At 40.6% G+C, this 26,244-nt stretch carries 21 protein-coding genes and 1 riboswitch; of the genes, 15 read left to right on the plus strand and 6 right to left on the minus strand.

Going from position 1 to position 26,244, the window contains the following annotated elements; translation table 11 throughout:
• Positions 1-21: 21 nt before the first annotated feature.
• Positions 22-507 carry a MarR family transcriptional regulator gene (locus tag EVU92_RS04605; RefSeq protein ID WP_130050195.1) on the minus strand — a complete coding sequence of 162 codons (486 nt, stop codon included), beginning with the start codon at positions 505-507 and terminating at the stop codon, positions 22-24.
• 328 nt (positions 508-835) lie between these two features.
• Here EVU92_RS04605 and EVU92_RS04610 point away from each other — a divergent pair, with 328 nt between their 5' ends.
• From EVU92_RS04610 to EVU92_RS04630, 5 genes are all read left to right on the plus strand, one after another.
• A complete protein-coding gene (locus EVU92_RS04610; RefSeq protein WP_130050196.1) occupies positions 836-1,687 on the plus strand; it encodes a D-hexose-6-phosphate mutarotase in 852 nt (283 codons plus the stop codon).
• A 68-nt stretch (positions 1,688-1,755) separates the two neighbouring features.
• Positions 1,756-2,289, plus strand: a complete 534-nt coding sequence (locus tag EVU92_RS04615) for a PH domain-containing protein (protein ID WP_130050197.1) — start codon at positions 1,756-1,758, stop codon at positions 2,287-2,289.
• Positions 2,282-3,814, plus strand: a complete 1,533-nt coding sequence (locus EVU92_RS04620) for a PH domain-containing protein (RefSeq protein ID WP_130050198.1) — start codon at positions 2,282-2,284, stop codon at positions 3,812-3,814. Before EVU92_RS04615 ends, EVU92_RS04620 begins: the two co-directional genes overlap by 8 nt.
• Before the next feature lie 78 nt (positions 3,815-3,892).
• Positions 3,893-4,135 (plus strand): hypothetical protein, encoded by a 243-nt coding sequence (locus tag EVU92_RS04625; RefSeq protein ID WP_130050199.1) that lies wholly within the window; start codon positions 3,893-3,895, stop codon positions 4,133-4,135.
• Between the two features lie 85 nt (positions 4,136-4,220).
• Entirely contained in the window at positions 4,221-7,043 is a 2,823-nt protein-coding gene (locus EVU92_RS04630; protein ID WP_130050200.1) for a hypothetical protein, read from the plus strand.
• A 1-nt stretch (position 7,044) separates the two neighbouring features.
• On the opposite strand, the gene EVU92_RS04635 is transcribed toward EVU92_RS04630, so the two are convergent.
• Positions 7,045-8,181 carry a hypothetical protein gene (locus tag EVU92_RS04635; protein ID WP_130050201.1) on the minus strand — a complete coding sequence of 379 codons (1,137 nt, stop codon included), beginning with the start codon at positions 8,179-8,181 and terminating at the stop codon, positions 7,045-7,047.
• Positions 8,182-8,452: 271 nt separating this feature from the next.
• On the opposite strand from EVU92_RS04635, the gene EVU92_RS04640 reads away from it, so the two are divergent.
• From EVU92_RS04640 to EVU92_RS04650, 3 genes are all read left to right on the plus strand, one after another.
• Positions 8,453-9,067, plus strand: coding sequence for a PQ-loop domain-containing transporter (locus tag EVU92_RS04640; RefSeq protein ID WP_130050202.1), 615 nt, complete (start codon positions 8,453-8,455; stop codon positions 9,065-9,067).
• 76 nt (positions 9,068-9,143) lie between these two features.
• A complete protein-coding gene (locus tag EVU92_RS04645; RefSeq protein WP_130050203.1) occupies positions 9,144-9,965 on the plus strand; it encodes a hypothetical protein in 822 nt (273 codons plus the stop codon).
• Positions 9,962-10,444: a pilin gene (locus EVU92_RS04650; protein ID WP_130050204.1), complete on the plus strand. Its 483-nt coding sequence runs from the start codon at positions 9,962-9,964 to the stop codon at positions 10,442-10,444. Before EVU92_RS04645 ends, EVU92_RS04650 begins: the two co-directional genes overlap by 4 nt.
• Before the next feature lie 51 nt (positions 10,445-10,495).
• On the opposite strand, the gene EVU92_RS04655 is transcribed toward EVU92_RS04650, so the two are convergent.
• Positions 10,496-13,006 carry a zinc-dependent metalloprotease gene (locus EVU92_RS04655; protein WP_130050205.1) on the minus strand — a complete coding sequence of 837 codons (2,511 nt, stop codon included), beginning with the start codon at positions 13,004-13,006 and terminating at the stop codon, positions 10,496-10,498.
• A 265-nt stretch (positions 13,007-13,271) separates the two neighbouring features.
• Here EVU92_RS04655 and EVU92_RS04660 point away from each other — a divergent pair, with 265 nt between their 5' ends.
• The 5 genes from EVU92_RS04660 to EVU92_RS04680 all read left to right on the plus strand — a co-directional run bounded on the left by EVU92_RS04660 (position 13,272) and on the right by EVU92_RS04680 (position 21,308).
• A complete protein-coding gene (locus EVU92_RS04660; protein ID WP_130050206.1) occupies positions 13,272-14,444 on the plus strand; it encodes an efflux RND transporter periplasmic adaptor subunit in 1,173 nt (390 codons plus the stop codon).
• 9 nt (positions 14,445-14,453) lie between these two features.
• A complete protein-coding gene (locus tag EVU92_RS04665; RefSeq protein ID WP_130050207.1) occupies positions 14,454-17,591 on the plus strand; it encodes an efflux RND transporter permease subunit in 3,138 nt (1,045 codons plus the stop codon).
• 135 nt (positions 17,592-17,726) lie between these two features.
• Positions 17,727-17,810: riboswitch (cyclic di-GMP riboswitch) on the plus strand.
• Between the two features lie 105 nt (positions 17,811-17,915).
• Positions 17,916-18,485 (plus strand): chitin-binding protein, encoded by a 570-nt coding sequence (locus tag EVU92_RS04670; RefSeq protein ID WP_130050208.1) that lies wholly within the window; start codon positions 17,916-17,918, stop codon positions 18,483-18,485.
• A gap of 275 nt (positions 18,486-18,760) precedes the next feature.
• On the plus strand, positions 18,761-20,839 hold the full coding sequence (locus tag EVU92_RS04675; protein ID WP_130050209.1) for a S9 family peptidase: 2,079 nt from the start codon (positions 18,761-18,763) through the stop codon (positions 20,837-20,839).
• Between the two features lie 67 nt (positions 20,840-20,906).
• Positions 20,907-21,308 carry a hypothetical protein gene (locus tag EVU92_RS04680; RefSeq protein ID WP_130050210.1) on the plus strand — a complete coding sequence of 134 codons (402 nt, stop codon included), beginning with the start codon at positions 20,907-20,909 and terminating at the stop codon, positions 21,306-21,308.
• A 58-nt stretch (positions 21,309-21,366) separates the two neighbouring features.
• Here the strand turns inward: EVU92_RS04680 and EVU92_RS04685 are convergent, their stop codons facing one another.
• Positions 21,367-21,840 (minus strand): Dps family protein, encoded by a 474-nt coding sequence (locus tag EVU92_RS04685; RefSeq protein ID WP_130050211.1) that lies wholly within the window; start codon positions 21,838-21,840, stop codon positions 21,367-21,369.
• Positions 21,841-22,204: 364 nt separating this feature from the next.
• Between EVU92_RS04685 and EVU92_RS04690 the strand changes: the two genes are divergently transcribed.
• Positions 22,205-22,414, plus strand: a complete 210-nt coding sequence (locus EVU92_RS04690; protein WP_054562952.1) for a hypothetical protein — start codon at positions 22,205-22,207, stop codon at positions 22,412-22,414.
• 4 nt (positions 22,415-22,418) lie between these two features.
• On the opposite strand, the gene EVU92_RS04695 is transcribed toward EVU92_RS04690, so the two are convergent.
• A complete protein-coding gene (locus EVU92_RS04695; protein WP_130050212.1) occupies positions 22,419-23,024 on the minus strand; it encodes an alpha/beta hydrolase in 606 nt (201 codons plus the stop codon).
• A gap of 8 nt (positions 23,025-23,032) precedes the next feature.
• Positions 23,033-23,569, minus strand: coding sequence for a YaeQ family protein (locus EVU92_RS04700; protein ID WP_130050213.1), 537 nt, complete (start codon positions 23,567-23,569; stop codon positions 23,033-23,035).
• A gap of 272 nt (positions 23,570-23,841) precedes the next feature.
• Here EVU92_RS04700 and EVU92_RS04705 point away from each other — a divergent pair, with 272 nt between their 5' ends.
• On the plus strand, positions 23,842-26,226 hold the full coding sequence (locus EVU92_RS04705) for a TonB-dependent receptor (RefSeq protein ID WP_130050214.1): 2,385 nt from the start codon (positions 23,842-23,844) through the stop codon (positions 26,224-26,226).
• Positions 26,227-26,244 lie beyond the last annotated feature (18 nt).

Raw genomic sequence — 26,244 nt, forward strand, 5'->3', positions numbered from 1 at the left:
TTAATCAATCAGTTTAAATTTTTACTGTGCTTCTAATGTCTTGGTGATTGCGCCAACCTCAAGCAGCGGTGAAGCATCGAGTTGATCCGCATCCATCATTGCAGCAATGCGTTGCATTGATGATAGTAGTAAACTTTGCTCCCACTCTTCTAGTGCTGAGAACTTTTCGATGAAGTGCTCTTGCAATGGTTGAGGTGCTTGCTCTAGTAGCTGTTCTCCCGCTTCTGTTAGATGCAAACTAACTCGACGCTTGTCTAATTGGCTACGCACACGAGTGATCAGATTACGGTTTTCTATACGATCTAATATATTGGTAACCGTAGCCGGGCTTAAGTTTACATTTTGTGCGATGCGGCTGGCGGTAATACCATCGGTTTGTGCAACCTCATTCATGATAAGTAATTGTGGGCCGGTTAGGCCTGAGGTTTTGTTGAGCTGTTTTGAATGAAGGTCGATGGCTCTGATCACTTTACGCAGCGACACTAATAACTCGTCATACTTTTGCATGTTTCTGTCTCTTAAAAAAGGCGGCATGAGGCAACCGCAATCGCGAAATATTACACATCTAATAAATTGAGTTCAAATAAATAATAACTATGTAGCTTATAATTTTCGGCGATAATGCTTATTATCGTGTTTGGTGATTAATTAGAGTAGAAATTAAAAGGTAAAGTTTAAAAATTAGATGGAGTAATTGTTGTTAATACTTAAAATGCTACTCGAGGTGACATCATCACTTTGTAGTAAAACAATTCATACAAATAACTAAATATTATTTACTAATAGCCACTGCATTGGGTATGGTGGATTTTTCTTTCATTAAATGGGACGAATTATGAAGTTATCGCCATCAGTTACGATTGAGCAAAGTGAAACCGGGCTTGAATTTATTAAAGTTGCTAGTGAGTTTTGTAGCGCAACTATTTTTCTGCAAGGTGCGCAGATCACTGAGTTCACGCCAACCGATAAAAAGCCATTATTATGGGTCTCTGAACTAGAAGATTACCAAGAAGGCAAAGGTGTGCGAGGTGGTATTCCGATTTGTTGGCCATGGTTCGGAGTAAGCCAACATGAAGGCTGGCCTGCTCATGGTGTTGCTCGCACAAGTTTGTGGCGCGCAGAAGAAGTGAAAGAGCAAGACGATTCTATTTATATCAGTTTGTCGCTGCCGATGACGCAAGTTGATGAAAAGTATTGGCCTTATAAAACTAAGTTGTTAGCTGAGTTTATATTAACCTCTAGTTTAGAACTGCGTTTAACAACCACTAACTTAGATAACCAAACTGTACAGTTTACTCAAGCATTGCACACGTATTTCCCAACACCTGCAATTGAAGAAACTAAAGTAGATGGTTTGCAAGGTGCGAAATACATTGAATTTGCTGAAGGTCCATTTGAGCAGAATGAATTAGTGTCGTTCGCTCGTGAAACAGACATGGTTTACACCGAAGCGAAAGATATTCAGCGTATCATCACACCTGATGGCATTATTGAAGTGGGACGCGAAAACTCAACATCGTGTGTGCTTTGGAATCCTTGGATTGATAAATCAAAACGCCTTTCTAATTTTGCTGATGACGAATACCACGTAATGCTGTGTTTAGAAGCGGCTAATGTCCTTGATGACAGTGTTGAACTTGCACCTGGAGCAAGCCACACACTTGCAACAAAACTACGCTGGGTATAATTTATAACATATAACAACTCAGTGTTAGCACGTAAGGCCGGCACCGCTGGCCTTTACAAGGAATTACCGTGTTTAGTAATCAACAAATAGAAACCCTTCCAAAGCATCAAACTATTCAATTCCAACCACTTGCAGATAATGCGATATGGCATGTACAACTAAATTGGTTGCTGTTTTATGTGCCTCTCATGGCTGTGATTATAGCTGTACGGCATTTTAATCCAGCCGTTAGCGAAGCTATTGCTACACCTTGGCTGCTGGTTTTGCCATTGCTGGTAATCCTATCAATGGTTTACAACCTCTACAGTATACGCGCCAAAGGAGTTGCAGTAAGAGAGCACGATATCGCTTTTAAGCGAGGTTTGATTTGGCAACAAATCACCTTATTACCTATTTCTCGCGTGCAACACACCGAAATTCATCGCGGTCCAATTGAACGAAAGTTAGGCTTGGCAACACTTAGACTCTACAGTGCCGGTGGCATGAGTGCTGATTTACATATCAGTGGTTTAACTGACGAACAATGTAATGATGTCCGACAGTTCGTGCAAAGTTATGGTGATAATACAACAACTCAAGATAATGAGCTTGCCGATGAGTAATCAACAATGGCAACGCGTGTCGCCATGGGCACTACTGTATTTTATTGTTCATTTTGCACTGCGCTTTATAAAAGATGGCTTACTTAACTTACTGCCAATTTTAGTGTTATTTGTCACGCAAGTTGAGCAAAAGCTGTTTTGGGGGCAAATAGCAGTTGCCGCAGCCTCTGTAGTTTTAGTGCTGTATGCCTTTGCTTATTACCGTAATTTTAAATACCGAATTACTGATGACAACGAAATACTGCTAAATAAAGGAGTGTTTAAAAAAGAGCGATTAACCTTAAAGTTTGCTCGAGTGCAAAACGTAAATATTGCTGAGCCTTTTTATTTTCAGCCGGTTAATTTAGTTAATTGTATTTTTGATGCAGCTGGGAGTAGTGCTCAAGAAGCTGTGATCCCGGGAGTAAAGCTTAGCTATGCCGAGCAAGTGCGCGAACAAGTCATGGCATTTAAAGCTCAGTTACAACAAGAAGATCTGCAGCCTATTGAGCAGAGTGAAGCAACAGACAAGCAGCAAAGCTTAACGATCAGCAATGGTGAAATTGCTAAATTTGGTTTGATGTCGAACATGGCAATTTTAGCATTGGCTGCACTTGCCCCATTTATGAATGTGATTTTTGAGTATCTCGAAAAAACCATTATAAATCGCCTAGAGGCCATACTGAATGAGCAAGCTGCCTTTGTTGGTAGTGCTGCTGCAATAGCCGTGTTAATTATGGTTATCACAATTGTTTTGTGTGCCATTTTACTGTCTGTTGTTATGGCTTTAGTGCGCTTTTTTAATTTTCAGCTCTATTTTCAGGATGATAAATTTAAGCGTGTAGCTGGTTTATTTGAGCGTCAGCAACTCTCGATAAGTGTTTCGAAAATTCAAAGTGTGCAAATTAAACAAAATATTATTGCTCGGCTACTTAATCGCTTTACCTTAATTTGCCCGCAAGTGAGTAGTGGCGGTATGGCCGCAGGGGTTGCCGCACATAAAAGTAAACAAACTTTAGTAATGCCGGTATTAACTAAAGAGCAAATACAAGTTGTGTGTCGTTGGTTATTTCCTTGGTTTGTTGATTTAACGGCGCTTAACTTTATTAAGCCTGAGCGGGCTTTACTTTATAAAAATACGCTTTTATATGTTATGTTGCCAACCATACTTTCAGCACTAATTCTCAATAGCTTATTTGATGCTGCTACGATGCTTTGGAGTGTTGCGGTTGGACTAACTTTGATGCTCGGTGTGTTTTTAAGTTATCAAAAAACCGGTATGGCAATGTATCAACACGACGGTCGTTTCTTCGCTGTATTTAAAACGGGCATGTTGGGTGTTCAATATCGTGTTTTTGAAATCTACAAAGCGCAAAGCGTCACAACAACTAGTACTTACTTAATGCGAAGATCGCAGCTTAAGAGCTTGTATATACAACTGGCTTCTGGTTCAGTATCAATGCCTTACCTAAAAGCTGAGTTGGCTGAGCGGTTTACTGATTTTGCGCTATATGAAATCGAAGGTGTCGAGCGTAACTGGTTCTAAATGAAAATAATTATCAATACCGTTGATTCGTATTGTTATTGAGGTATACTAACGCAACGTTAATAACTACGGTGCTCAATGATTTATTTTCTACCTATTTTAGCTATTTCAGGTGTTGTTGCCTTATTGTGTTATGCACGTTCTCAGCAAGAGTGTAAAGGCTTGTGTGTGAGTGTCGCTGTTACAGTAATAGCGTTACTTGTAACCGCAGCTTTAGTCATCGCGGGGATCGGTGCATTAAGAAGCAGCCTGATGTTTGCCGTGACTATTTTTATTATTTATCAATTGTTAGACTTGGTTCGCCCGATTAAAATCGAGTAATTTCTTACACTTTTTAACTTCAGCCTTTTAAAAAAGCATCGCATACTAATTCTTAAATTAAGCAACTTGCTAATCAAGGATTGTGATGAAAAAAGCTCTGTTATCAGTGGCGTTACTTGCCGCTGGCCATGCCTCAAGCCAAGAGACTTGGCAAACTATTCATACTGAACACTTTAACGTGCATTTTAGTACTGAGAATCAACAATGGGCACGCTCTGCTGCTACAGAGCTTGAAATTGTTCGCAATAAGGTATTAAAGCAGCAAAACCGTGCCCTTGATGAAGTGGTCGATGTGCTGGTTTTCGACCCGTTTAATGCTTCTAATGGGTTCGCTTTGCCGGTGACGAATAAGCCTTTAATGGCCTTGTTTACAACGCCTCCGCAATCTGACACCGTGATTTCTAACACCGATAGCTGGCAGCAGTTATTGATTTTGCACGAATATATTCATTTAGTTCACCTTGCTCAACCGACTCGTAGCGATTTGCGCCAAGCTATTCGCGATAGTTGGGATATTTATGATTTAATCGAAAGTGACATGCCGCGCTGGGCTGCAGAAGGATATGCAACCTTACTTGAGTCGAAAATGACAGGCCGAGGCCGTTTATACGATAATCTATCAGAGGCAATACTAGTTGAATTTGCACAGCAGGGTGCATTGCCCCGATATAGCCAGTTAAATAGTACCGAAGGCGGTTTTTTAGCTGGCTCAATGGCTTATTTAATAGGCTCTCGCTTTCTTGCTTGGCTTGAAGAGAATCATTCACCGCAAACCCTTGATGCAGTTTGGACGCGTATGCAAGCAGTTAAATCGCGTGATTTTAATGAAGCCTTCAGCGGTGTATTTGGTAATTCTCCTGAGCGTCTCTATCGTCGTTTTATTGCCGAGTATACCTATAAAGCAATGGCTAAAGAAGTGAGTGAGCAAGCACTTACAAGCAAGCTTTGGTTAGAGCTTGAATTATATGCTTCGAACCCTGTTTTAAGTTTAGATAACAGTAAGCTTGCCATCGTTGAGCGAAACAAAGATGGTGAAACGCGTTTAGTTATTTACAGTACTGGTGACAATCAACAGGCTGCCGATGATTTTGCAAAGCAGCAACAAGCGTTACTTGATGATGATCCCGTCGATATTGCTGATCAAGCCCCCAGTGTTTTTAAGCGTAAGCAAAAACACGTGCTTCACCAAATTAATAGGCAGGGTATAAAAAACCCGCAGTGGTTAGATGAAAATACACTGTTTTTCACAGCCACAACAACCGTTGCTAAAGGCTCCATTCAAGGTATTTCTGATCTATACCGCTATGATATCGACACAGGAAAAGTGAGCGCATTGACGCATCATGCAGGGCTTCGCCGTTTTAGTATCAGTGGTAACGGGCAAACTGTTTATGCTGAGCAAACTAAGCATGGCTTCTCTGAGCTAGTGCGCCTTGACCTCAATACGGGTGTCGCTACGCCTTTATTTGAGAAAAGCCTAGAAACGGTTTATGACTACCCATTACTAAGCCCTAATAAAACTCAACTTGCTTATTTAAAAGCGACATTGAATGCCAATTGGCAGTTGTATATACAAGATGTGAGCTCTCAGCAATCACTTGCTGTGCCTATGCCCGCAGGCTATCAATATGTGTCACAACCTAATTGGCAAGCAGATGGCAAAGGGATTTATTTTGTCGCGGGTAAAAATAAAGCTCTCGATTTGTATCATTATGATCTTAATAGCAATTCACTACGCCAATTAACACAAGGCCAAGAAGCTGTTGCGCACCCAATGGCAATGCATAATGGTGAACTTTTGTATTTATCGATCACTGCACAAGGGCCGAATATCAAGCATTTTGCTGAGCAACCACAAGGATTAGAGGTTGTTGAATTTGCTAAAAGTGCAGCGCCACCGCGAGGACAGGTAACGAGCGAAGTATTACCTGAGGCGAAAATCTACCCGCAAAGCCCAACTGAGCCAATCAATTATGATATATGGCAGCAAAAACCAACCTTTTCGTTGGCATCTCAGTATTATTCGGCTTCATCATCGCTTCTTACCCTTGGCCTGAAAAGTAGTGATTTCTTGAAACAGCTCGATTTACAAGCCGGCTATAGTGCTGATTTACATGACAAAGCACTAGAAGGGATGTTCGCGGCCGCTAAGTATTCTGCGTTTGATTTAAAATTTAAAGCGCTGCTATTTGATTACGACCTCGAATCAGCAAAACAGTACCATTCACAAACGTCGCTGAACATAAGTAATACAGGGGCACATTTTGCCATGAGCTACCCGTTGCAGTTTCAGCAGCTCAGTATTACACCGAGTTTGAGCTATAACTACAGTGATTTTAGTAAAGGTGATGATCAATGGTTAAAGTTTGGACTTGAACAAAAATGGCAACATGACAGACAACGATATGGTTTTGCTCAGTCTGTAAGTGCCGAGTGGCTATCCGGTGATGCTGACTCGAATAATTGGCAGGGCTATAACTTTGCCACAGTATTGAGCGGTTATGCCTTTGATATTCCTGTTTATGTTAATTTTGCTCAGCAATATCGCGATGACAGTAACCTTACGCTTGGAGGATATGAGTCAAACTTAATTAATAAAGACACGCAAAGCGGCTTTGTTGTTGCCCCTGAGCTGCCGTTTATTAGCCAATTAGGTAACCGCTATAAAGGCTATGGCGGGGGTATTAGTTACAAAGATTCATTACCTTGGCTTTACTACCAACAGCATCAAGTCGATAACCGAGTTTATGCACAAAGTTACGGGCTAAAATGGCGAGGAGACTTTAGCTTTGGTATGGGGCCTGCAGGTTTGAACGATGTAAACCTTGATTTTGGCGTCGCCCGGGTAGAAGGCGACGACTTTGAAAATGATTTACGGGCTTGGCTAAGCTTCTATTACTCGTTATAGCCTAGTGTTGGTCTTTTAAGGCGAAAAGCTTGGCGTGGTATAGCGCTAGCTTTTCGTCTTTATTTTCTATCTCAATGGCTTTTTCTAGCCATTCTTTACTGCTTTGTTCATTTCCTTGCTGATAACTAATAATCGCTAACTCTATATAGGGTTCAGATAAATAAGGGGCTAATGCAATCGCGTCTTCGAGCTGTTGTTTTGCCTTGTAAAGCTTACCATTGTTACGGGCGTTAATTGCCGTTGCCAGTAACTCGAATGGATCTTGTTCAAGCATCGCTAACTGTGAATTGAGTTGCTCTGCCAAAACCTGATCATTAAGTTGCTCGGCCAGAACTGCGTAATTATGTAGTAAATTCGTATCGCTAAAGCCATACTGCATTGCTGTTTGATAAATATGTTTTGCTCCAGCTAAATCACCCGATTGGCGATGTAATACGGCAGCTAGATTATAAAGTGATGCAGCATTTGGGGTGTATTCATTGGCTTTTAATATATAGCTGTAGCTTAAATCGAATTGTTGCAAGGCCAATGCTTTTGCAGCCAAGTTGCTGTAATAACGGCTAATTAAGTCTTTTAACTCAGCTCGGCCAGAGTAAAAACTGCCGCGAGCAGGAAAGTAATCAATGACAGTACCTGGCGGCACCAAGTAATTATCGTCCTCATTTAAAGGGGCGTAGACTTTGGTGCGAAAGTGCCCTGACACATACACTATGTTATTTTGTTTGCTATAAACAGGCTCACTTGAGACCGCTTGAAAGCCCGTTTGAAGTCCTGCTAGTTGAGCATATGCATGGGTCAAAATTGCCAAGCTAATACAGTTACCTTGATGACCTTGAAGAGTCTGCTGGGCATTGAGTGTGGCACTAAAGTAATTAAAATTGGTGAGCTTCTTTTCTAAATAGTGATAAAGGATTTGGTCATCTCTAAAATCACCACCTTGACGTTTGGTAAAATAATCAAGAAAACGTTTTTGCTCATCCGCAGGGAGTGTAAATAGCTCAGGGTCGCTTAGTTCAACTTGAGTAAAATGTGCGGCGTTGAGTAAGCTGCCCACACTAGGCGGTGGCGTAGGTTGTTTCGTACTCTTACATCCAACTAAAAAGGCACTCAAAACAAGTGCATATAAAACTGACTTCATGGCTTTACTCTATTGAGTGCTATTTAATCAATTTACCCAGTTAACTTTGATTATTCAAGTTAGTAATTAGTGTCATCAGTTCTAAACAGCCTGTATGGATATCTTGCCAATAGACTGTTGTTTATTTTTTATTCTTAATTGCATTCTAATATTCTCTCATTACAATGCCGCACTCTTTTAAATTGCTTAAAAAACAAATGTTTACCTTGATTTTATGGGCGATTTATAAACTGCTAACTTATTAACTAAATTGTAACGAGAGAGGTCTGTTTTGGCGCACTTTTTGCCGATTATTTCATGCTTTATTTTGGCGTTTAGCTTTTATCCGCTTTTAAATAAGATCCGTAAAAATCGCAGTGTGTCGGGCGTTTCGCTGTTAATGATGAGCTTTGGTGTCGCGCAAAGCTTGTATTTCATCACCTTTAACCTGTATTTCCAGCGTTTTTACATGGCCATGCCGTTTGTTGTAACAGGCATGCTAAGTGGTGTGATTCTTTATTACTTTGTTCGTTACAATGCTGCGCGAAAGCAACGTATGCAACTAGCCGGGTTATTAGCCATGTCGGTCGTGCCTTTTAGTTTGTTGCTTAACCCTCATTATGAAACAGCAACAGTGCTGAACTGGCTAACCTATGTGGGTTTAGTGATGAGCTCTATTCGTGTTATGCCGCAAACTTATAAAACCATCAAAAGCGGTAATATTAGTAATTTAAGTGCTCGTTATTTTAGTCTGCAATTTGTTGCAGGTAGCTGCGGCCTCGCTGCCGAGCTTTCAATGGCCACACCGAGCGTGTCTCACATACTGACCTTTGTAATGATTTTACTAACTAATGCCGCTCAATTAGGTTGTATTCAGTATTATAAATCGCGCCCAGCAATGGCTTGATTGATTAATAAATGAACTATTTATTAACTCTTCGCTTTATGGCACGATTATCTTATCGCTATTGAAAGGATAAGATATGAATTGGATTCAATTAGGCTATTTATGTCGATTAATGTCGCCAATAAGTGGCTTAAACAAAGTACAACAAGAAGCGCTTAGTGCACCGCAGCACTTAGAAATTTATAATGACGGACAAAAGAGCAGCCCATTAGCCACTAAAATCGCAAAAGAACTTAAAGCTGCAGAAGGTGAACAGCTGCAAAGGTTAGCGTTAAATTATGTAAAGTTATCATCAACACTCAAAGAGCACACTTTCGACTATAAAACCAAGTTGCTTTATTTGTGTGTACTTTTCTCAGTTTTTATCCTCGTTAACTTTATTTACCAGCAATTCGTTATTCCTTCACTCTCTGATGTATTTGGTCAATTTGATGTGCAAGTAATAGAACATATGGCTAATTTAGCCAGGTTCTGGCTGATAGCAAGCATTGCGCTCGGCTTATTCTTGGTGATCATTTTATTGACTATAAATGGGCTTCGACAGTTTGCAAACCTGTCTTTACTGAGTGCTTCATCAGCCCAGTTTGGGTTAATAATCCCCAATAAAATTAGGCAAAATTATGATGCTTTAGTCGCTCTAATTGAGTTCCCACTATACGGAACATTACAGAAAGATAATCGTGAGTTATCTCATTTAAAAGCATGCCAAAGTAATGGCTTGGATATTACCGAAGAGCTAGAGCTCCTTGTGGCCAATAAGCTTGAAAGCTTACGAGGCGATATCACAGCGCACATTAACAGACTCATCACTATATTTAGTATTTTATTGGTTATATTAATTGCCAATTTCTTAATGGGAGCATATGAGCCTCTATTCTTGATAGGAGAGATAGTATGAAAAATAAAGGATTTACGTTGATTGAGTTAATGATTGTAGTCGCCATCATTGGTATTTTAGCTTCGGTTGCATTACCACAATACAGTCAATATATTCAGCGTAGTGAACTCGTTGATCCCTTAGCAATGGCTTCAACAATTCGAGAAGATGTTACAGCTTTTTACTTGGAGCACGGCCGCTTTCCAAAAAACAATGAGCAAGCAGGTGTCCCTGCAAGTAAGTTTTTAATTGGTAATCGGGTTACCGGGATCTCTGTTGAAGGCGGAGCGATTCATATTAGCTTGGGCAATAAGGTATCTATGCCTTTGCAAAATACAGTATTGACTTTTCGTCCTGCCGTTGTGGTCGGAAGCCCTACAAGCCCTATCGCTTGGCTTTGCGCATTCGATAAACCTGTAACTGGTATGCAAGCGGTTGGTGAGAATAAAACGACCGTGCCAAAAGATATATTACCTTCGTCGTGCATTGATCGGCGCTAACTTTTAAAAACAAAAGGCTGCCAATTGGCAGCCTTTTTTGTGTTGTTTTACTTATGCTTCGAGGGCTTTACTAATTAAGCGATCGATATATTGCTTATGCGCTTTTGCTGCGGTGTCTGCACCCCATGGCACGCTCATATCAGCAATTTGATTTAACTGATAAAGCGCGGCAGCTTTGGCTAGGTTGTCGTGCTTACTCGCTTTACCTAAACCAGCAATCGCGATTAGCTGATTCACATATTCAACTTGTAGATTGTGACTTAGAGTATTTGCTTTTTTGCTATCTACAAAAATGCTTGTCGTTAAGTCATTCATAAATTGATTAAGTGAGTACTCGTTGCCATACATTGCACTGTCTGAAATTCGCAGCATTACAGCCGGGTGTAATAACTGAGCCAGTACCAGCTTTTGCATGCCTAAAATCATGCCATGTGGTTTAGGGTCTTCATTTTTACCGTAATGATTAAAACCACGACGTTGCTGTAGCAGGTAGTTATAAAGCGGTTGCATGTTAGCAAGTACATTAGGCGAGAATACTTTGTCGGCTAACACTTGCATTGCATGTTGCTGGCGCTCAAGTGGCACTGGCGTAAATGGTGCGCCATTTTTGTCATCGCCCACCACATTACGTTCTACATAAACACCACCAATTTGACGAGATACTACGCCGGCTTGTGTTCTGTAGCTTCTAAATAAAATGTTCGCGGAGGTAACAAGCTGTTGGTATGACTCACCATTAACAGTGGCTTTGTCTTTAAGCTCAGTAAACAACTTATTGATAAGATCCATGCGATCATCAGCATAAGCGGCAGGATTAGATGACATATCACCAATCATTACACGTGGGTCGATATGGCGGCCTGGGGCACGCATATCATCAGCATCATTACCAAAAGCTAAAGCATGCTCTGATGAGCGAGCGAGAATTTTTTCAAGACGCTGCTGCTCAGCGGCTTTATCAGCTAAAGCTTGGCTATAGCCATATTCAATTGCCCAATCATCATAAGGGCCTGGTTTTGTTTGGAAGATATCACCTTGCTGCATGCCAATAGGGGCGATATTTGCTGGGGCATAGTCCATAACTGACCCAGTTACGATACCTTGAGTTTTACTCTTATCGTGAACTTCTTTTTCATCCCACAAGATAGATGATTTCATATTGTGGTTAAGACCAAGGGTATGACCCACTTCGTGTAAAACAAGCTGAGTTAAACCTTGACGTAAAATCTCTTTGTCTTCAATACTTGCACCTGTGCCTAAGCCTTTTGCAAGTAACATGTTTTCTTGAATGCTGTGACCTAGTGAGCAATGTAATTCTGTGCTGCTTTGGCTAGTTTCAAGCGTAGCTGCACCTTGGGTATATAAGGTGTCGTACATCCAACGGTTTTTCATGAAAACGTACTCTAACATGATGTCAGAGCCTAAGATTTCACCGGTTAATGGGTTCGCAAGGGCAGGACCATAACCGCCAAATGGTGGGCGTGGTGATGCAGTCCAACGTAATACGTTGTAGTTAATATCGCCTGCATCCCAATCAGCGTCATCAGGTTGTACTTTTACTTCAATGGCGTTTTTAAAGCCCGCTTTTTCAAATGAGCTATTCCACGCGAGCACTGCATCACGAATAGTGTCTCGCCACTCAACTGGCGTGGTATTTTCAATCCACCAAGTAATCGGTTTAACTGGCTCAGAAAGTGCCGCTGTTGGGTCTTTCTTTTGTAAGTCCCAGCGTTTGATTACATCTTCATAAGGTGCCCAATCAGCGGATGTCATATTGTCGAATTCGTTAGTGAAATAACCAATACGCGCGTCATCTTGGCGAGCTTGATAATCATTTTTTGGTAACGCGACAAATGAATGCTGTACTTTAATTGAAACATTACGAGGATCGCTTACGGCGTTTGAACCTCGTACTGTTGGGTTGGCATTAGAAAATACGTAATCAACCACAACATCTAGATTATTTGGATAAGGTCGTTGCTTAACAATTCGTGATTTTTTGTCATCTAATTTACCAAGTTTAAAGCGTTTGCTGGCATTTTTATCTTTTGGGTTCGACCAAGGTGACACTTTATGAAGTGCTTCACTTAAAAATAGCTTATCAACATTAAATGCGATTTTACCATCTTCTTCTTTTTCAATTTTGATACTAGCAAGTACAGCTTCGCTAATATTGGCATCAGCAGATCGTGCTAGGGCAGAGCTTTCATCAAATTTATAGCGTGGCGTTTTGCTAATAATGTCGATACGGTCAAAATACTTACGAAACTCAATGAGCTTTGTCTCGCGGTATGCCCCTCTGAAGTGACCTGCATCAGTAACACCATCGACCGTGTGAGCAAAATACACAAACGGGGTATCTAGTTGTGATTGGTCGATCACCATTAAGTTGTCGCCCGTTTTCGCATCTTGGTAAATGCTGAAAACACCAGCAAACTCGCTTTTATCTTTGATCATTTCAGCCAGCGTCTTTGGCTTTTTTTCTTCTTTTTTAGCTTCGGCTGCGTGGCCATTCATGGCAAGTGCTAGGCTTAGTGCCAGCGCAATGTTTGTTATTTTCATTGTTAACTCGTTCCTTTAATTATTTCTCAATCAAGTTTAATGAATTAACTCTTTGATAAAAGGCTATTTGTTAACAAGTGTGAAAGTATGGTTGTAAGTTTTTGATATTTCTTTTGTTTTGTTTGTAACAAATTGTTCTTAAGTCATTTTTCTGATTTATATTTTTTATTTAACCGTTTTTGTAACAGTTCCTTACAAATGTCGCATTAATGTTTCTGTCAGCTTTGGTATGATAGAGCCAGTTAAAATATTATAGGTGTAAGTTATGCGCACAAGTTTATTAAAATGGATCTTACCATTTGTTGCATTAATTGTTGGTGTTGCTGGTTTTATGGCAATCAACGCTATTGCTCAAGAGCCTAAAGACAAGGATGTAGTTGATGTGCGTCCTTTGGTGCAGGTTGAGCCAGTAGCAAGCGATGATCATCAAGTGATCATTAACAGTTACGGCGAAGTTAAACCGCTAGAAAGTACTTTGATTGCCTCGCAAGTGGCAGGTGAAGTAACGAGCTGGCATCCAAACTTTGTTGCTGGTGGTATCGTAGCTCGCGGTGAAGTGTTATTCACCATCGAAAAAGATAACTACGAAGCGGCTGTACTTCAAGCTGAAGCAGCACTTGCCAGTGCTCAAGCGGCACTGATTGAAGAGCAAGCACAAGCTAAAGTAGCAGAAGATGAAGCAAGACGTTACCCAGAACGTGAGCGCACTGACTTATTCCTACGTAAACCTCAAGTGTTAAGCGCGCAAGCCGCTGTTAAATCAGCGCAAGCTGCATTAAAACGTGCCGAGCGTGACCTTGCTCGCTGCGAAGTGAAAGCACCTTATGATGCACTTGTGATTAGCCGTGAAATAGGTGTCGGTCAATACATTAATGTGGGCAGCCAAGTTGCTGAAATTAATAATATTGAAAGCGCAGAAATCATCGTACCAATCGCTGGTTTCGATAGTGTATTTTTACCAAAACGCTTAAAAGGCGTAAAAGCGACCATTATCAATAAAGGATTAAACAGCTTTACTCGTGAAGCTGAAATTGATCGTGACTTAGGTGTTGTTGATAACGCGACTCGTATGAGCAACCTAGTAGTTCGTGTTGATGACCCATATGGCTTAAAGCACGATGTGCAACCAATTAAATTTGGTGCTTACGTACAAGTTAACTTTGCTGGTGCAACGTTACAAAACATCTACCGTTTACCGCAGTCTTTGGTGAACAACCAAACAGTGTGGATTGTTAACGATGAGAATAAACTTGAACCACGCAAAGTAACCGTAGTGCGTGAAGAAGGTGAGTACTTTTATATTAGTGATGGCCTTGAAGTGAATGACCAGTTGGTTCTTACTTTACCTGAGTATCCTCAAGAGGGTATGGAAGTGAAGATTGCTGGTATGAAAGAAATGACAAGCGATGCAGAAACTGCAGCGGTTGAAAAGCTTTAAGGTAGCATTATGACTGATACAAACACAGAAAAACAGTCTGGCCTTATTGCCTATTTTGCCAATAACTCGGTCGCTGCGAACTTAATGATGGTGTTTATCATCATCATGGGGATTATTAGTTATTTCACTATTCAACGCCAGATGTTCCCGAATGTTGAAATTAACTATATTGAAGTACAGGCCAATTATCCGGGTGCTTCGCCACAGGAAATTGAAGAAAGTATTCTGATCAAAATTGAAGAGTCACTAAAAGACGTTACCGAGATTAAGCGTGGTGTATATCGCTCGTTTCGAAATAGTGGCCGTGCGAGTTTAGAGATCAACACTGACGCAGAACTTACTGATGTTCTCGATAAAGTGAAACTACGTGTAGACAGTATTGCTACTTTCCCTGCGGGAATGGAGCCTGTCACCATCAGCCAGGTTGAATTTCGCCAGGACGTGATCGGTATGACGCTCGTTGGTGATATTCCGCTTACTGAGCTAAAGCCAGTTGCAAACAGAATTGAAGATGAATTACTGCAATTATCAAATGTATCACTTGTACAAAATGATGTACCACTCGATGAAATTGCGATAGAAATCGATCCTGACTCACTGCGTCAATACAACCTTACACTGAGTGATGTGGCCAGTGCTGTGCGTCGTTACTCTGCTAATATTTCAGCAGGTCAATTACGTACTGACGCAGGTATTATCTCGGTGCGCGTTGAAAACCAATATTATAACGGTGATGAGTTCCGCCAGATCCCAGTAAAAATTGGTGCTAATGGCGCTAAAGTGCTTTTAAACGATATTGCTGTAATCAAAGACCAATTCATTGAAGGTGAGCGTTACTTTAAATTTAATGGTGAAAATGCCGTTTATTTATCAGTAAAAGCAACCAAAGAACAAAATATGATCCCGGTTGCTGATTCGGTTAAAGCGTTTATCGAACAAAAGAATAAAGAGTTACCAGCGGGTCTACGTCTAGAGCCATTAATGGACATGACCTACTACCTTAACGCACGTTTAGACATGATGAAAACCAACCTAATTCAAGGTGCTATCTTGGTTGCCATTATGTTGTCTATCTTTTTACGCTTTAAGCTAGCACTTTGGGTAATGATTGGTTTACCTGTGTGTTTCTTAGGTGCAATGATGATGATGCCATTATTTGGTATCAGTATTAATATCGTGTCGTTATTTGCCTTTATTATGGTACTCGGGATCGTGGTCGACGATGCCATAGTAATAGGAGAGAGCGCCTATACCGAAATTGAGAAAAAAGGCGGTGGTGTTGTGAACGTGGTAAATGGCGCAAAGCGTGTTGCTACCCCGGCAACATTTGGTGTTTTAACAACAATTGCCGTGTTCGCACCATTTACATTATCAAGTGGACCAGAGAGCGCATTCTTCTTCGGTATCGCGGTTGTGGTAATTTTGTGCCTAATATTTAGTTTGATTGAATCGAAACTTATTTTACCCGCTCACATTGCTCATACTAAGTTTCCACCAATTAACCCCAATAGCTGGCGAGCTCGTTTTAACAAACGTTTCTTTAGCTTTGTTAATGGTCCATATAAACGTTTTATTGAGCTTTGTGTAGAGTGGCGTTGGTTTGTTCTATTTGCATTTATCGGTTTATTGATTTTGACGTTTGGCTTAATTTCATCAAACCAAGTGCGAGTGGTGCCAACACCAAAAGTACCTCATGACTTCCCGCAAATTCGCCTAGAAATGAATGAAAATGCATCTGATATACAAACAATCAATGCTATTCGTGACATAGAAGCCATGGTGCAAAAAGTAGATCAAGAGACAGAGCGAGAATTTGGTCAAAAGCTTATTCGCGATATCTTAGTGTTCAACCAAGGTCGTACTGAAGCACAGTTACTTGCTCCGTTGGTAGACGAAGAGTTGCGTCCGTACAACGCGTTTGAATTATCTCGTCGTTGGCGTGAACAAATGCCAAGTATCCCTGGCGTGAAATCACTGCAAATTTACGATGACGTGAATGGTGGTGGTATGGATGGTGAGTTTGGTTATTTACTGTACGGCCCAGATATCGATACCTTAAATGATGCTGGTCGTCGTTTTATCCAACTATTACAACAGCAAAAAGGCTTGTTTGATATTAGTTCGACCATCGATCCGGCGAGCAAAGAAGTACAATTAAGCTTAAAACCTGTGGCATACGATCTAGGTTTAGACCTTGCCAATATTGCTAACCAAGTAGGCGCAAGCTTCTATGGTGGTGAAGCACAACGTGTTATTCGTCGCGGCGAAGAAGTGCGTGTCATGGTTCGTTACCCTAAACTAACCCGTGAAGCGTTTGCATCATTAAAGCATGCCGTGATTACAACGCCTGCCGGCCAAGAGGTGATGCTGGGTGATGTCGTTGAACTGAACGAAAAACCTGGTATTAGCTATATTCGCCGTGAAGGTGGCTATCGTACTGTGTATATCTACGGCAGTATCGATGAAGAAGCGATTGAACCGGGTGAAGTTGTTAAGCAAGTTGATGAGAACTTATTACCGCAGTTAAAAGAAGAATACCCATCAGTTAAAACTGAGCTAGGTGGTTCTATTGAAGAACAACAAGCGCAAGCTAACGAGCAAATCATGTTCTTCATAGGCGGTATGATTTTAGTGTATATCTTGCTTGCAGTGCCGCTTAAAAGCTATTCACAACCTCTTATTGTTATGTCGGTTATTCCATTTAGCTTAACTGGTGCTATTTGGGGCCACTTCTGGTTTGGCTTAGATATTAGCTTGATGTCAGGCTTTGGCTTGATTGCTGCAGCGGGTGTTGTAATTAATGACTCGTTAGTTATGACCGACTTTGTGAACCAAGCACGCCGCGAAGGTATTTCAACTCGCCAAGCGGTTATTGAAGCAGGTTGTGCGCGTTTTAGGGCAATCACCCTGACTTCAATTACAACCTTTGCCGGTGTCTTACCAATTATGTTCGAAACTAGTCTGCAAGCTAAATTTGTAATTCCGATGGCTGTCGCACTTGGTTTTGCGGTTATGTTTGCAACCCTAATCACTTTAGTACTAGTACCTTGTTTGTATATTGTTATGAGTGATATAGGTAATGGCTTCTTGAATATATTCCGTGCAGGCCACAGAGTAGTGACCAGAAGAAATCTAGCAAGAGATTAAAAGTCTCATCAGTTTAAAAGCCAACCAAGCGGTTGGCTTTTTTGTATCTCATGCATTTCTAGTAACTATTTGCTATATAAGATGTTTGGTTACATTCTTTTGTTTGATTTGTGATTCGGTCACGATTATACTCAATCTTGTTTTTGGCAAACTAACTGAAAAGTTAGGACGCAAAGTTTCCGGTCTAAGGTTTTATACTATGATAGCGGGGCCGCTGATAAGCACATAATCTAGTGCTTTGGTTCACTTGCCTCAAACTAAAAGTATTTTTTGTTCGGTTGTTGGATAATACCTATTAGTTGTTCTTAGGGTGATATTTTGTTTATGCATACGTCAATGGCCTCCGGGAAGTGGTTGCCGATTGGTTGCTTGAATCATCATACCCAACTGTTTGTTGGTGATAGGGTGATTGTGACCTTTTATGACATGCAAGGAGAGCTAGTCGATTTATCATTCGAATACCCGATCAGCAGTGCCGATCAGGGTGAGCCTCATAATTGGCCACGTTCTGTTGCTGAGCATATAAACGTGCATATTCCGCTAGTAAAAGCGGGCAAAATGACTGAACAAGGTTTAGTGGTTGCGTACCGTTCAAACCAAATTTATGCCCTTGAAGGCTCGGGCATTACACATGTAAAAGTGGCGTTTAATTGTATCGCCAAGTGTGAAGAGCGAGTAAAAGATAGTCTGCAAGATTATGACTATGTTTATCCTCAAGCATGCAGCGATTACAGTGCAGGAATTAAGGTTTTACAACCTAAAACAGGCCATATTTATATGTGTAAACCATGGCCATTTAGCGAGTTTTGTCGTGTTAAAGATTCACACAACCCGCTATTTGAACCAGGTGTAGGAAAAAGCTGGGCTATGGCTTGGCAGCAAGTTTCACATTAAAAGTTTCCCCCTAAATGCTATTTTAGCATTGCTTAGCCCACTCAATTTGAGTGGGCTTTTTTAATACCAACCCGCAATAATACTTAATCATTTTGAGGGATTAAACCTGCCGCTAACTGCGTTAAAAATTTCTCATTTAGAACAACTGATTAACGAAATTTTTGCCTTGTTATCAACGAGGTTTTATTGCCTCAAAATAGACTACTTAATTAAGCTGATTGGTATAATTCTGTGATAAACTGCCAGCAATTCGTTTTTTATTTTGGTTTTTTCTTGTGTCGTCAAATTCGTATTCTTTGTCTTTATTAGCGCATCCTCCTGTTGCAAAAAAACAGCCACACCAATTAACTACTCACCAACAGACGCGCACCGATAATTATTATTGGATGCGTGATGATGAGCGTGAAAATACAGATGTATTAGCGCACTTAAATGCTGAAAATGACTATTGCGATAAGCAACTAGCCGACATAAAACCACTTCGTGAGCAGTTATTCAATGAGTTAAAAGGCCGTATTGTAAAAGATGACAACACGGTACCCGTTAAAGATGGCAAATATTGGTATCACTCAGAAGTACGAGGCGATGATGAATATGCACGTCATTATCGCAGCAGTTCAATTGAAGCGCGTGATAAGCAGTTATTGTTAGATGTAAACCAATTAGCCGCTGACTACGAATTTTATGAACTAGGCGAGGTTGCAATTAGCCCAGACGAGCAGCTACTTGCCTATTCTGAAGATACTGAGGGCCGCCGTATTTATACTGTGCGTTTTAAAAATATCGCCAGTGGTGAAATGTTTAGCGATGTTCTCGAAAATACCGAAGGTCAAGTGGTGTGGGCTAATGATAATAAAACAGTTTTTTATGTTAAAAAGGACCTACAAACCCTGTTGGGTTTTCAAGTTTACCGCCATGTTTTAGGTACGCCACAAGCAAATGACGTACTTGTATACGAAGAACAAGATAAAAGCTTCTTTATGGGACTAGGAAAAAGCCGTGATGAAAGCCTAATTATTATTGATCTTGCGACCACAGAAACAAATGATATGTGGGTGCTTGACGCTAATAACCCAGAGCGTGAATTCAGCGCATTAATGCCACGCGAAGAAGGCCATGAATTTGATGTCGATAAACTGGGTGATACCTTCTATATTGTGACGAACTGGCAAGCGAAAAACTTTCGCTTAATGACTGCAACGCAAAGCACTATTGCCGATAAAACGCGTTGGCAAGAGCATACTCCACATCGTGAAAACGTGTTGTTAGAAGGGGTCGAGATTTTTGATAATTTCCTTATTCTTACAGAACGAGAGCTAGGTCAAACACGTTTTGTGGTGGTCAATCAGCATGCTCAACGCTTGACGTTAGAGTTTGATGACCCTTGTTATTATGCTGCAATTGCAATGAACCCTGAGCCGAATGTGAGCTCTGCACGTATTTATTATTCAAGCTTAACAACACCGGGCTCTTTGTATGATGTTGATTTAAAAACAGGTAACAAAACCTTATTAAAACAACAGCAAGTGCTTGGGGATTTTAATCCAGAGCATTATCGCTCAGAACGTTTAATGGTTAGAGCAAGAGATGGCGAGCAAGTGCCAGTGTCATTGGTTTACCGTATTGATCAATTTAATAAAAATGGCACGAACCCGCTGTTACAGTATGGCTATGGTGCCTACGGTATTACCATCGATCCTAGCTTTTCAAGTAGCTCATTAAGCTTACTAGACCGTGGCTTTGTTTATGCGATTGCCCATATTCGTGGTGGAGAAATGCTAGGTCGCCATTGGTATGAGCAAGGAAAGAAGCAACATAAGCAAAATAGCTTTAGTGACTTTATTGATGTTACTCGTGCGCTTACTGAGCAAGGCTATGCACACCCGCATAAAGTATTTGCATCGGGCGGTAGTGCTGGTGGTTTGCTAATGGGAGCTGTGGTCAACCAAGCGCCTGAGCTTTATTTAGGGATAGGTTGCCATGTGCCATTTTTAGATGTGTTAACCACTATGCTTGATGAGAGTATTCCACTTACAACAAATGAGTATGACGAGTGGGGGAATCCAAATGACCCGGCGTTTTATGATGTGATTAAAGCCTATTCGCCCTACGATAATATCGAGCCCCAGGCTTATCCTAATATTCTCGTCACCACCGGATTCCATGACTCTCAAGTACAATATTGGGAGCCAATGAAGTGGGTCGCAAAGCTGCGTGAATTTAAAACCGATGACAACATCTTGGTGTTCAAAACCGACATGGATGCAGGTCATGGTGGTGCATCGGGTCGCTTTAAAAGTCTTGAAGAAAAGGCATTAGAAATGGCATTTTTTATTGCTTTATTACCAAATTAAGACTTAGATAAATAAGTGAATAGATGCTATAAGCATAAAACTTAAGTTGTATTTCAAAGGGGTGAGCATGTTTAAAGCCCATGGTGATTGGCGTTATTTTGTTGAGCCGCCGGTGATTTATGTGGAAATTAGTGGCAGCTTTAACAAAGAAGCTGTTGCTTCATTTAGTATCGAAGTTGGTCAAGAAATCATGAAATACCCTGAACATTCAATTCAGTATGCCGTGGTTAATTTGGAGCAATTTGAATTAGCGACTGCTGATAGTATTGAGATTGCAAGGGCTTACTTTCAGGCCGTAAAAGCGCGGGGTTACAAACGTGTTGACTATATTAAAGCAAATATTATTGCTCGCAATTTGTTAGAAACCGTTTGGTCAGGTGTAGAGATGGATATTAATTTTCACCCAGATGCTGAAAGCTTTTTTCAAGCAAGACCCGAGTACGATAATTTAAGAAAGTGGTTAAAGTAATACCTTCTGAATATAAAAAAGCCCTCATTTGAGGGCTTTTTCGTGTCAATTCTGAATATTAATCAAGGTAAGCTTTTAGCATCCAAACAAGTTTCTCTTGTTCTTTGATGTAGTCGCCCATTAATGATGCTGTACCTTCGTCGTCTGCATTACCTGCTTGTGCTAAGATTTCACGCTGCATTTGGATAAGCGTGCTGTAACCTGCTAATAGATTTTCTACTGCAGCAGTGCCTTCAGTGATGTTTTTTGCTTCACTAATCTTGCTATCTTCGATGTACTCAGAGAATGCATGTACAGGTGTACCACCTAAAGTTAAAATACGCTCTGCAATTTCATCTACTTTCTCAAGTAGTAAGTTATAAATTTCTTCAAATTTAAGGTGTAATTCAAAAAAGTTACGACCTTTGATATTCCAATGAAAGCCGCGTGCGTTCATGTATTGAATTTGGTAGCAGCTTAGTAAAGAGTTTAGTGAATTTACGATGTCTTCACTTTTTGCGCTGTTTAAACCAATTGCATTTACCTGTGACATAGATTGCTCCTTAAAAAACCGTTAAGTGTTAACTTGCTAGTGCTTGACGTTAAGTATTAGTCATCTTGATTAATCTGTAAAATGGTTTAATTCGAACACAGTGATAGGTTTTAACTATCAAAGGTTGGTTTTTTCCATTTATGCACTATCAACATAACTTTGAATTACTTTTATATAGACTTGGGGCAACTGAGCAAAAAATCTACCTTATTTAATAAATATCCAAAAATTAGGCAGAAAGTATGATCTAAAACAAAGTTTGCACCTGCTTACAAACACGCTGATTTAGAACTTGATTTAGGTCAAAAAATCAACGAACCAGAAGCGCATAATGACTTTACCGCATTTAACCAGGAGAAGAAAAATGGACGGTAAAACAGTTAAAGAAAGCAAAGCTGAAATAGTTGTTGTAGTGATTGCATTACTTGCATTTGTTATCGGTTTGGTAGGTCATCTAGCTGGGGCTAGCTTCGCAAATTTTGATACCTTTGGCTACATTGCTGCACCTGTGCCACTGATCTTAGGGATCATCGTTTTAATCTCATATAAAGTGGCTGCAAGTGCTGAAGATTAAAGTGTCACTCACTTTGATTTATAAGCTTAATAATGTAATCCATCACTTGGCGTGAGTAGATCATACTGGTGTGACTTAAATGAAACACCTTGTGTTCTGCCATGCCATGGAGCTTAGTTTCATCCATCAACACCGTACCATCAGAGATACTACCTTTGGCAATAAGCGGCATTAGACCTATTGGTAAATCGCCTGCAATACTATAAAGCTTGGCATCAAACGGCCAATCCCCATTCTCTGATAATAAAAATTCCACACTGTTTTTTAACAGCATTTCAAAGCCCTTTTGCTGCATTTGCTTAGCAATATGACTGCCTTTATGCGGGGTGCCTAAGGTGATCACCTTTTCGACATGGCGACTTTGAAGAGAATTGGCCTCTAAGTAAGCGCGAGCAACCAAGCCGCCCATAGAATGACAAACTAAGGCGGTCGGCTTACCACCGATAAAGCGATCAATCTTATCGAAAATTGCCGCTCTATCGGGAGAGAGCGTGTTATAGGTCAAATTGAGTATTTTTAAACCTGACTTTTCAAGGCGCGCGCAAAGTGGACGCATCACAAAGCCCGACATATAAAGTCCGTGTAATACTACAACCTGCCTAATTGCCATCGCATTCCTTACATTAACTGTTGCGGTTTAATTTCGATATTTGCTGTATCTGAGCTAACCCATACTTCGCCATCTTGAACTGTGATAGTGAGCTTAATATTGCGATCGGCTAACTCTGCTAATGCCTGAGTAGCAGCATAATCGAGACTAAAAATACTCAAGTTTTTAAAATCATACAACTTAGGCTGATGTTTTTGCCACCAAATTGCTTGGTTATTTTCACCGTAAGTATACAAAATAACTTGCTTGGCTTTATTGCAGGCTTTTTTCAGGCGCTTTTCGTCAGGTAGTCCAAGCTCAATCCATAGTTCAATTTCTTCGCTGTAGTTAATGTGCCAAAGCTCAGGCTCGTCATCTGCGCATAAGCCTTTCGTAAACTCTAAGCCTTCACGAGCATTAAGTGCAAAAGCTAACAAGCGGATCATCAAGCGTTGTTCGGTTTCTGATGGGTGTTGTGCCAGTGTTAAATTGAAATCTTGATAAATGTGGCGGTCCATATCGCTTAACGATAATTGCGCTTTAATAATGGTTGATTTAAGAGCCATAATTGCTTACTTGAAAAAATTTGCGCCATTATAGCGCAATTAATCTTACCGACACTTAAATATCTCCAGCGAAACTCTAGGTTAATCCTTATTTATTATCACAAGCGGTATTCGTAAACCTAAATTACTTCGGTGACATTTTAGTCACATTTACTTTGCTAACGTCTAAAGTTGATTAACTCGAATTCAATAATTAGGGCTATTTGGGAGGATGAAAGTATGTGCAAGTTATTGAAATCAAGATCATGGTTGATGCCAAGAGGGACGCAATTATGAGAGAACAATTTAGACAGATACTCTGGTCACTTGCATGGCTATTGTTGAGTAGTTTGGCATTTTACTCTTACGCAGTAGAAGAGCCGGGGGCAATAACGGTTATTGTCAAAAATCAGACTACAGATCGACCACTTCCAAACGCACAAGTCATACTTAAGAAACGAGAAACCTCTGCAATACAAACCTTACAAACTGATCTACAAGGGCGTATTGTTGTTGAACAACTCGATCCGGGCCTTTACTCAATAAAGATTACAAAAAGTGGTTTTGCGGCTTTATACGAACCAAGTATTCGCGTTGTAACACGAAAAAATACGAAGGTTGAATTTGACCTTAGAGAACAAGCCATAGAGGTAGTTGAAGTAAGAGCCCAACAAGCTGATACATTTACTTCAGGTTCTAGCACCTATCTCGACAGAGAATCTCTGCGAAGTGCCGTGGGAGGAGGTGCAGATCCACTACTTTCTCTAGATGGATTGCCAGGTGTCGCATCTGACAGTGAATTTGCAAGTTTTAGTGTGCGTGGTCGAGGCCCAAGAGATAATTTACTCTTTGTTGATGATTTTCCTTTTGATAAAGCTATTCACTTTGATGCGACGTTAGGTGAAGAGGAAGATGTAGGAGGCGGTGGTCGCTTTTCTATATTTGCCCCAAATGTAATAAATGGAGCAGAATTTTCCCCCGGCGGGTGGCAAGCAGCTTATGGTGGTCGTGCAGGATCTTTGCTGAAGCTAGAAGTGGCCGATGGTAACCCTAGCCCATCTGCAAGTTTTCGCTACGACCTTGCTGGTTATGAAGTTGGTTATGACGGCCCTATAAATATCACTGATGAAGCAACTATGCTTTTTTCTGCAAGGCGGCTAGATTTTGGTGCCTTGTTTGAAACTATCGAAGAGCTAGATATTGGTGAACCTGTTTTAAGGGATATTATTTTTAAATCAGTGATACCCATTAATCAAAATAACACTTTTGAAGTGTTACTCATGGATACGCATGAGAAATATACTCGTGGCGTTGAGCATGTTTCTGAATCACCTAATTTTGAAGATACTGCATTGCAAAATGCCGAGCAAGATAGTGACCTGTATGGTTTAACATTGACCACGTTGCTTGGTGAAACCGCTGTTTTGACTAATAAAGTTTACTACCGAAAAAGTGATAAATTGAGCTCTGAAGGTGAGGCTTATCCAGATCTTGTGCCCGAGGGAACGCCAGCTTCTGAATACCCTAGTCGAGAAGACATTATTACTATATCTGAAGGTGAAACAGAAATTGGTTGGAGAAGTGATTTTGAGGTAGAAAATCAATTAGGGATGTTGAGCGTCGGTGCCCGAATTACGCAAATTGAACTAGATTACAGCACATTTTTAGATGGTGAATGGAATCGGTTTGTTTATGATAGTGACGATTATAGACCTGACTCACAGCAAAAGTTTATTGTACTAACACCTGAAAGCCTTAATTCAGTCACGTCTTTGAAAGAAGTAAACTATGCAGGCTATATAGAACAAATTTTTGAAATGGGTGATTGGGATTTTGGTACAGGTTTACGATTTGAACGAGATGGGTTTGCTGATGAAAGTTTTATATCACCTCGATTCAGCATTAACTGGATGCCAAGTCAAAAGGTAAGGTATTTTGCAACGGCGGGGTTATTTCATCAGTCACCGCGATATTTAGAACTCGCGGCTAACGAGACTAATAATCTTAAAACTGAAAAAATAACCCATACGAGTGTTGGCTTTAAATATTTCCCTAATGCCAACTGGTCATTACTAACGGAAGTTTATTATCAGCAGCTTAGCAACTTAGTGGTTGACCTAGACCGTACCAGTGGAACTTATGCAAATGATGGTGATGGTACTTCATATGGTGCTGATTTTGTGCTTAATGCTACTATTTTCGAAGGTCTTTACGCCAGTGCAACCTATTCTTACAATGATGCGGTCGTAGACCGAAAGGATGGTTTTGGCGACGTAGCTGCTGAATTTAGTCGTGAACATGTTGCCACGTTAGGGCTGACATGGGAGATAAGTGACCGTTGGAAGCTTGCTGGACGATATAAATACCTTTCTGGCAGACCAGATGACATATTTATTGTACATGAAGATGTTTTGGGGCCAGGACAGCCTTTACGTTACTCTAAGGAAATTACAGAGCGTAATGTTGGCCGCAAAGAAGGATCAGGCTCATTGAATGTTCGTGTAGATTACCGACGTGCCTTTGGTCCTATTGATGTTACCGCCTTTCTTGATGTTATAAATGTCACGGCAGCTTCATCAGCTGATGACACTGAGTTTGATTACCGCCGAGGAATTGAAGTCGTTGACGATAGCGAAGCTGAACCGCTGATCGGGTTGCGATTTGATTACGCTTGGTAAGGAATAAAAATGCTAGAT

This window comes from Pseudoalteromonas sp. MEBiC 03485, assembly GCF_004195145.1.
GTDB lineage: Bacteria > Pseudomonadota > Gammaproteobacteria > Enterobacterales > Alteromonadaceae > Pseudoalteromonas > Pseudoalteromonas apostichopi.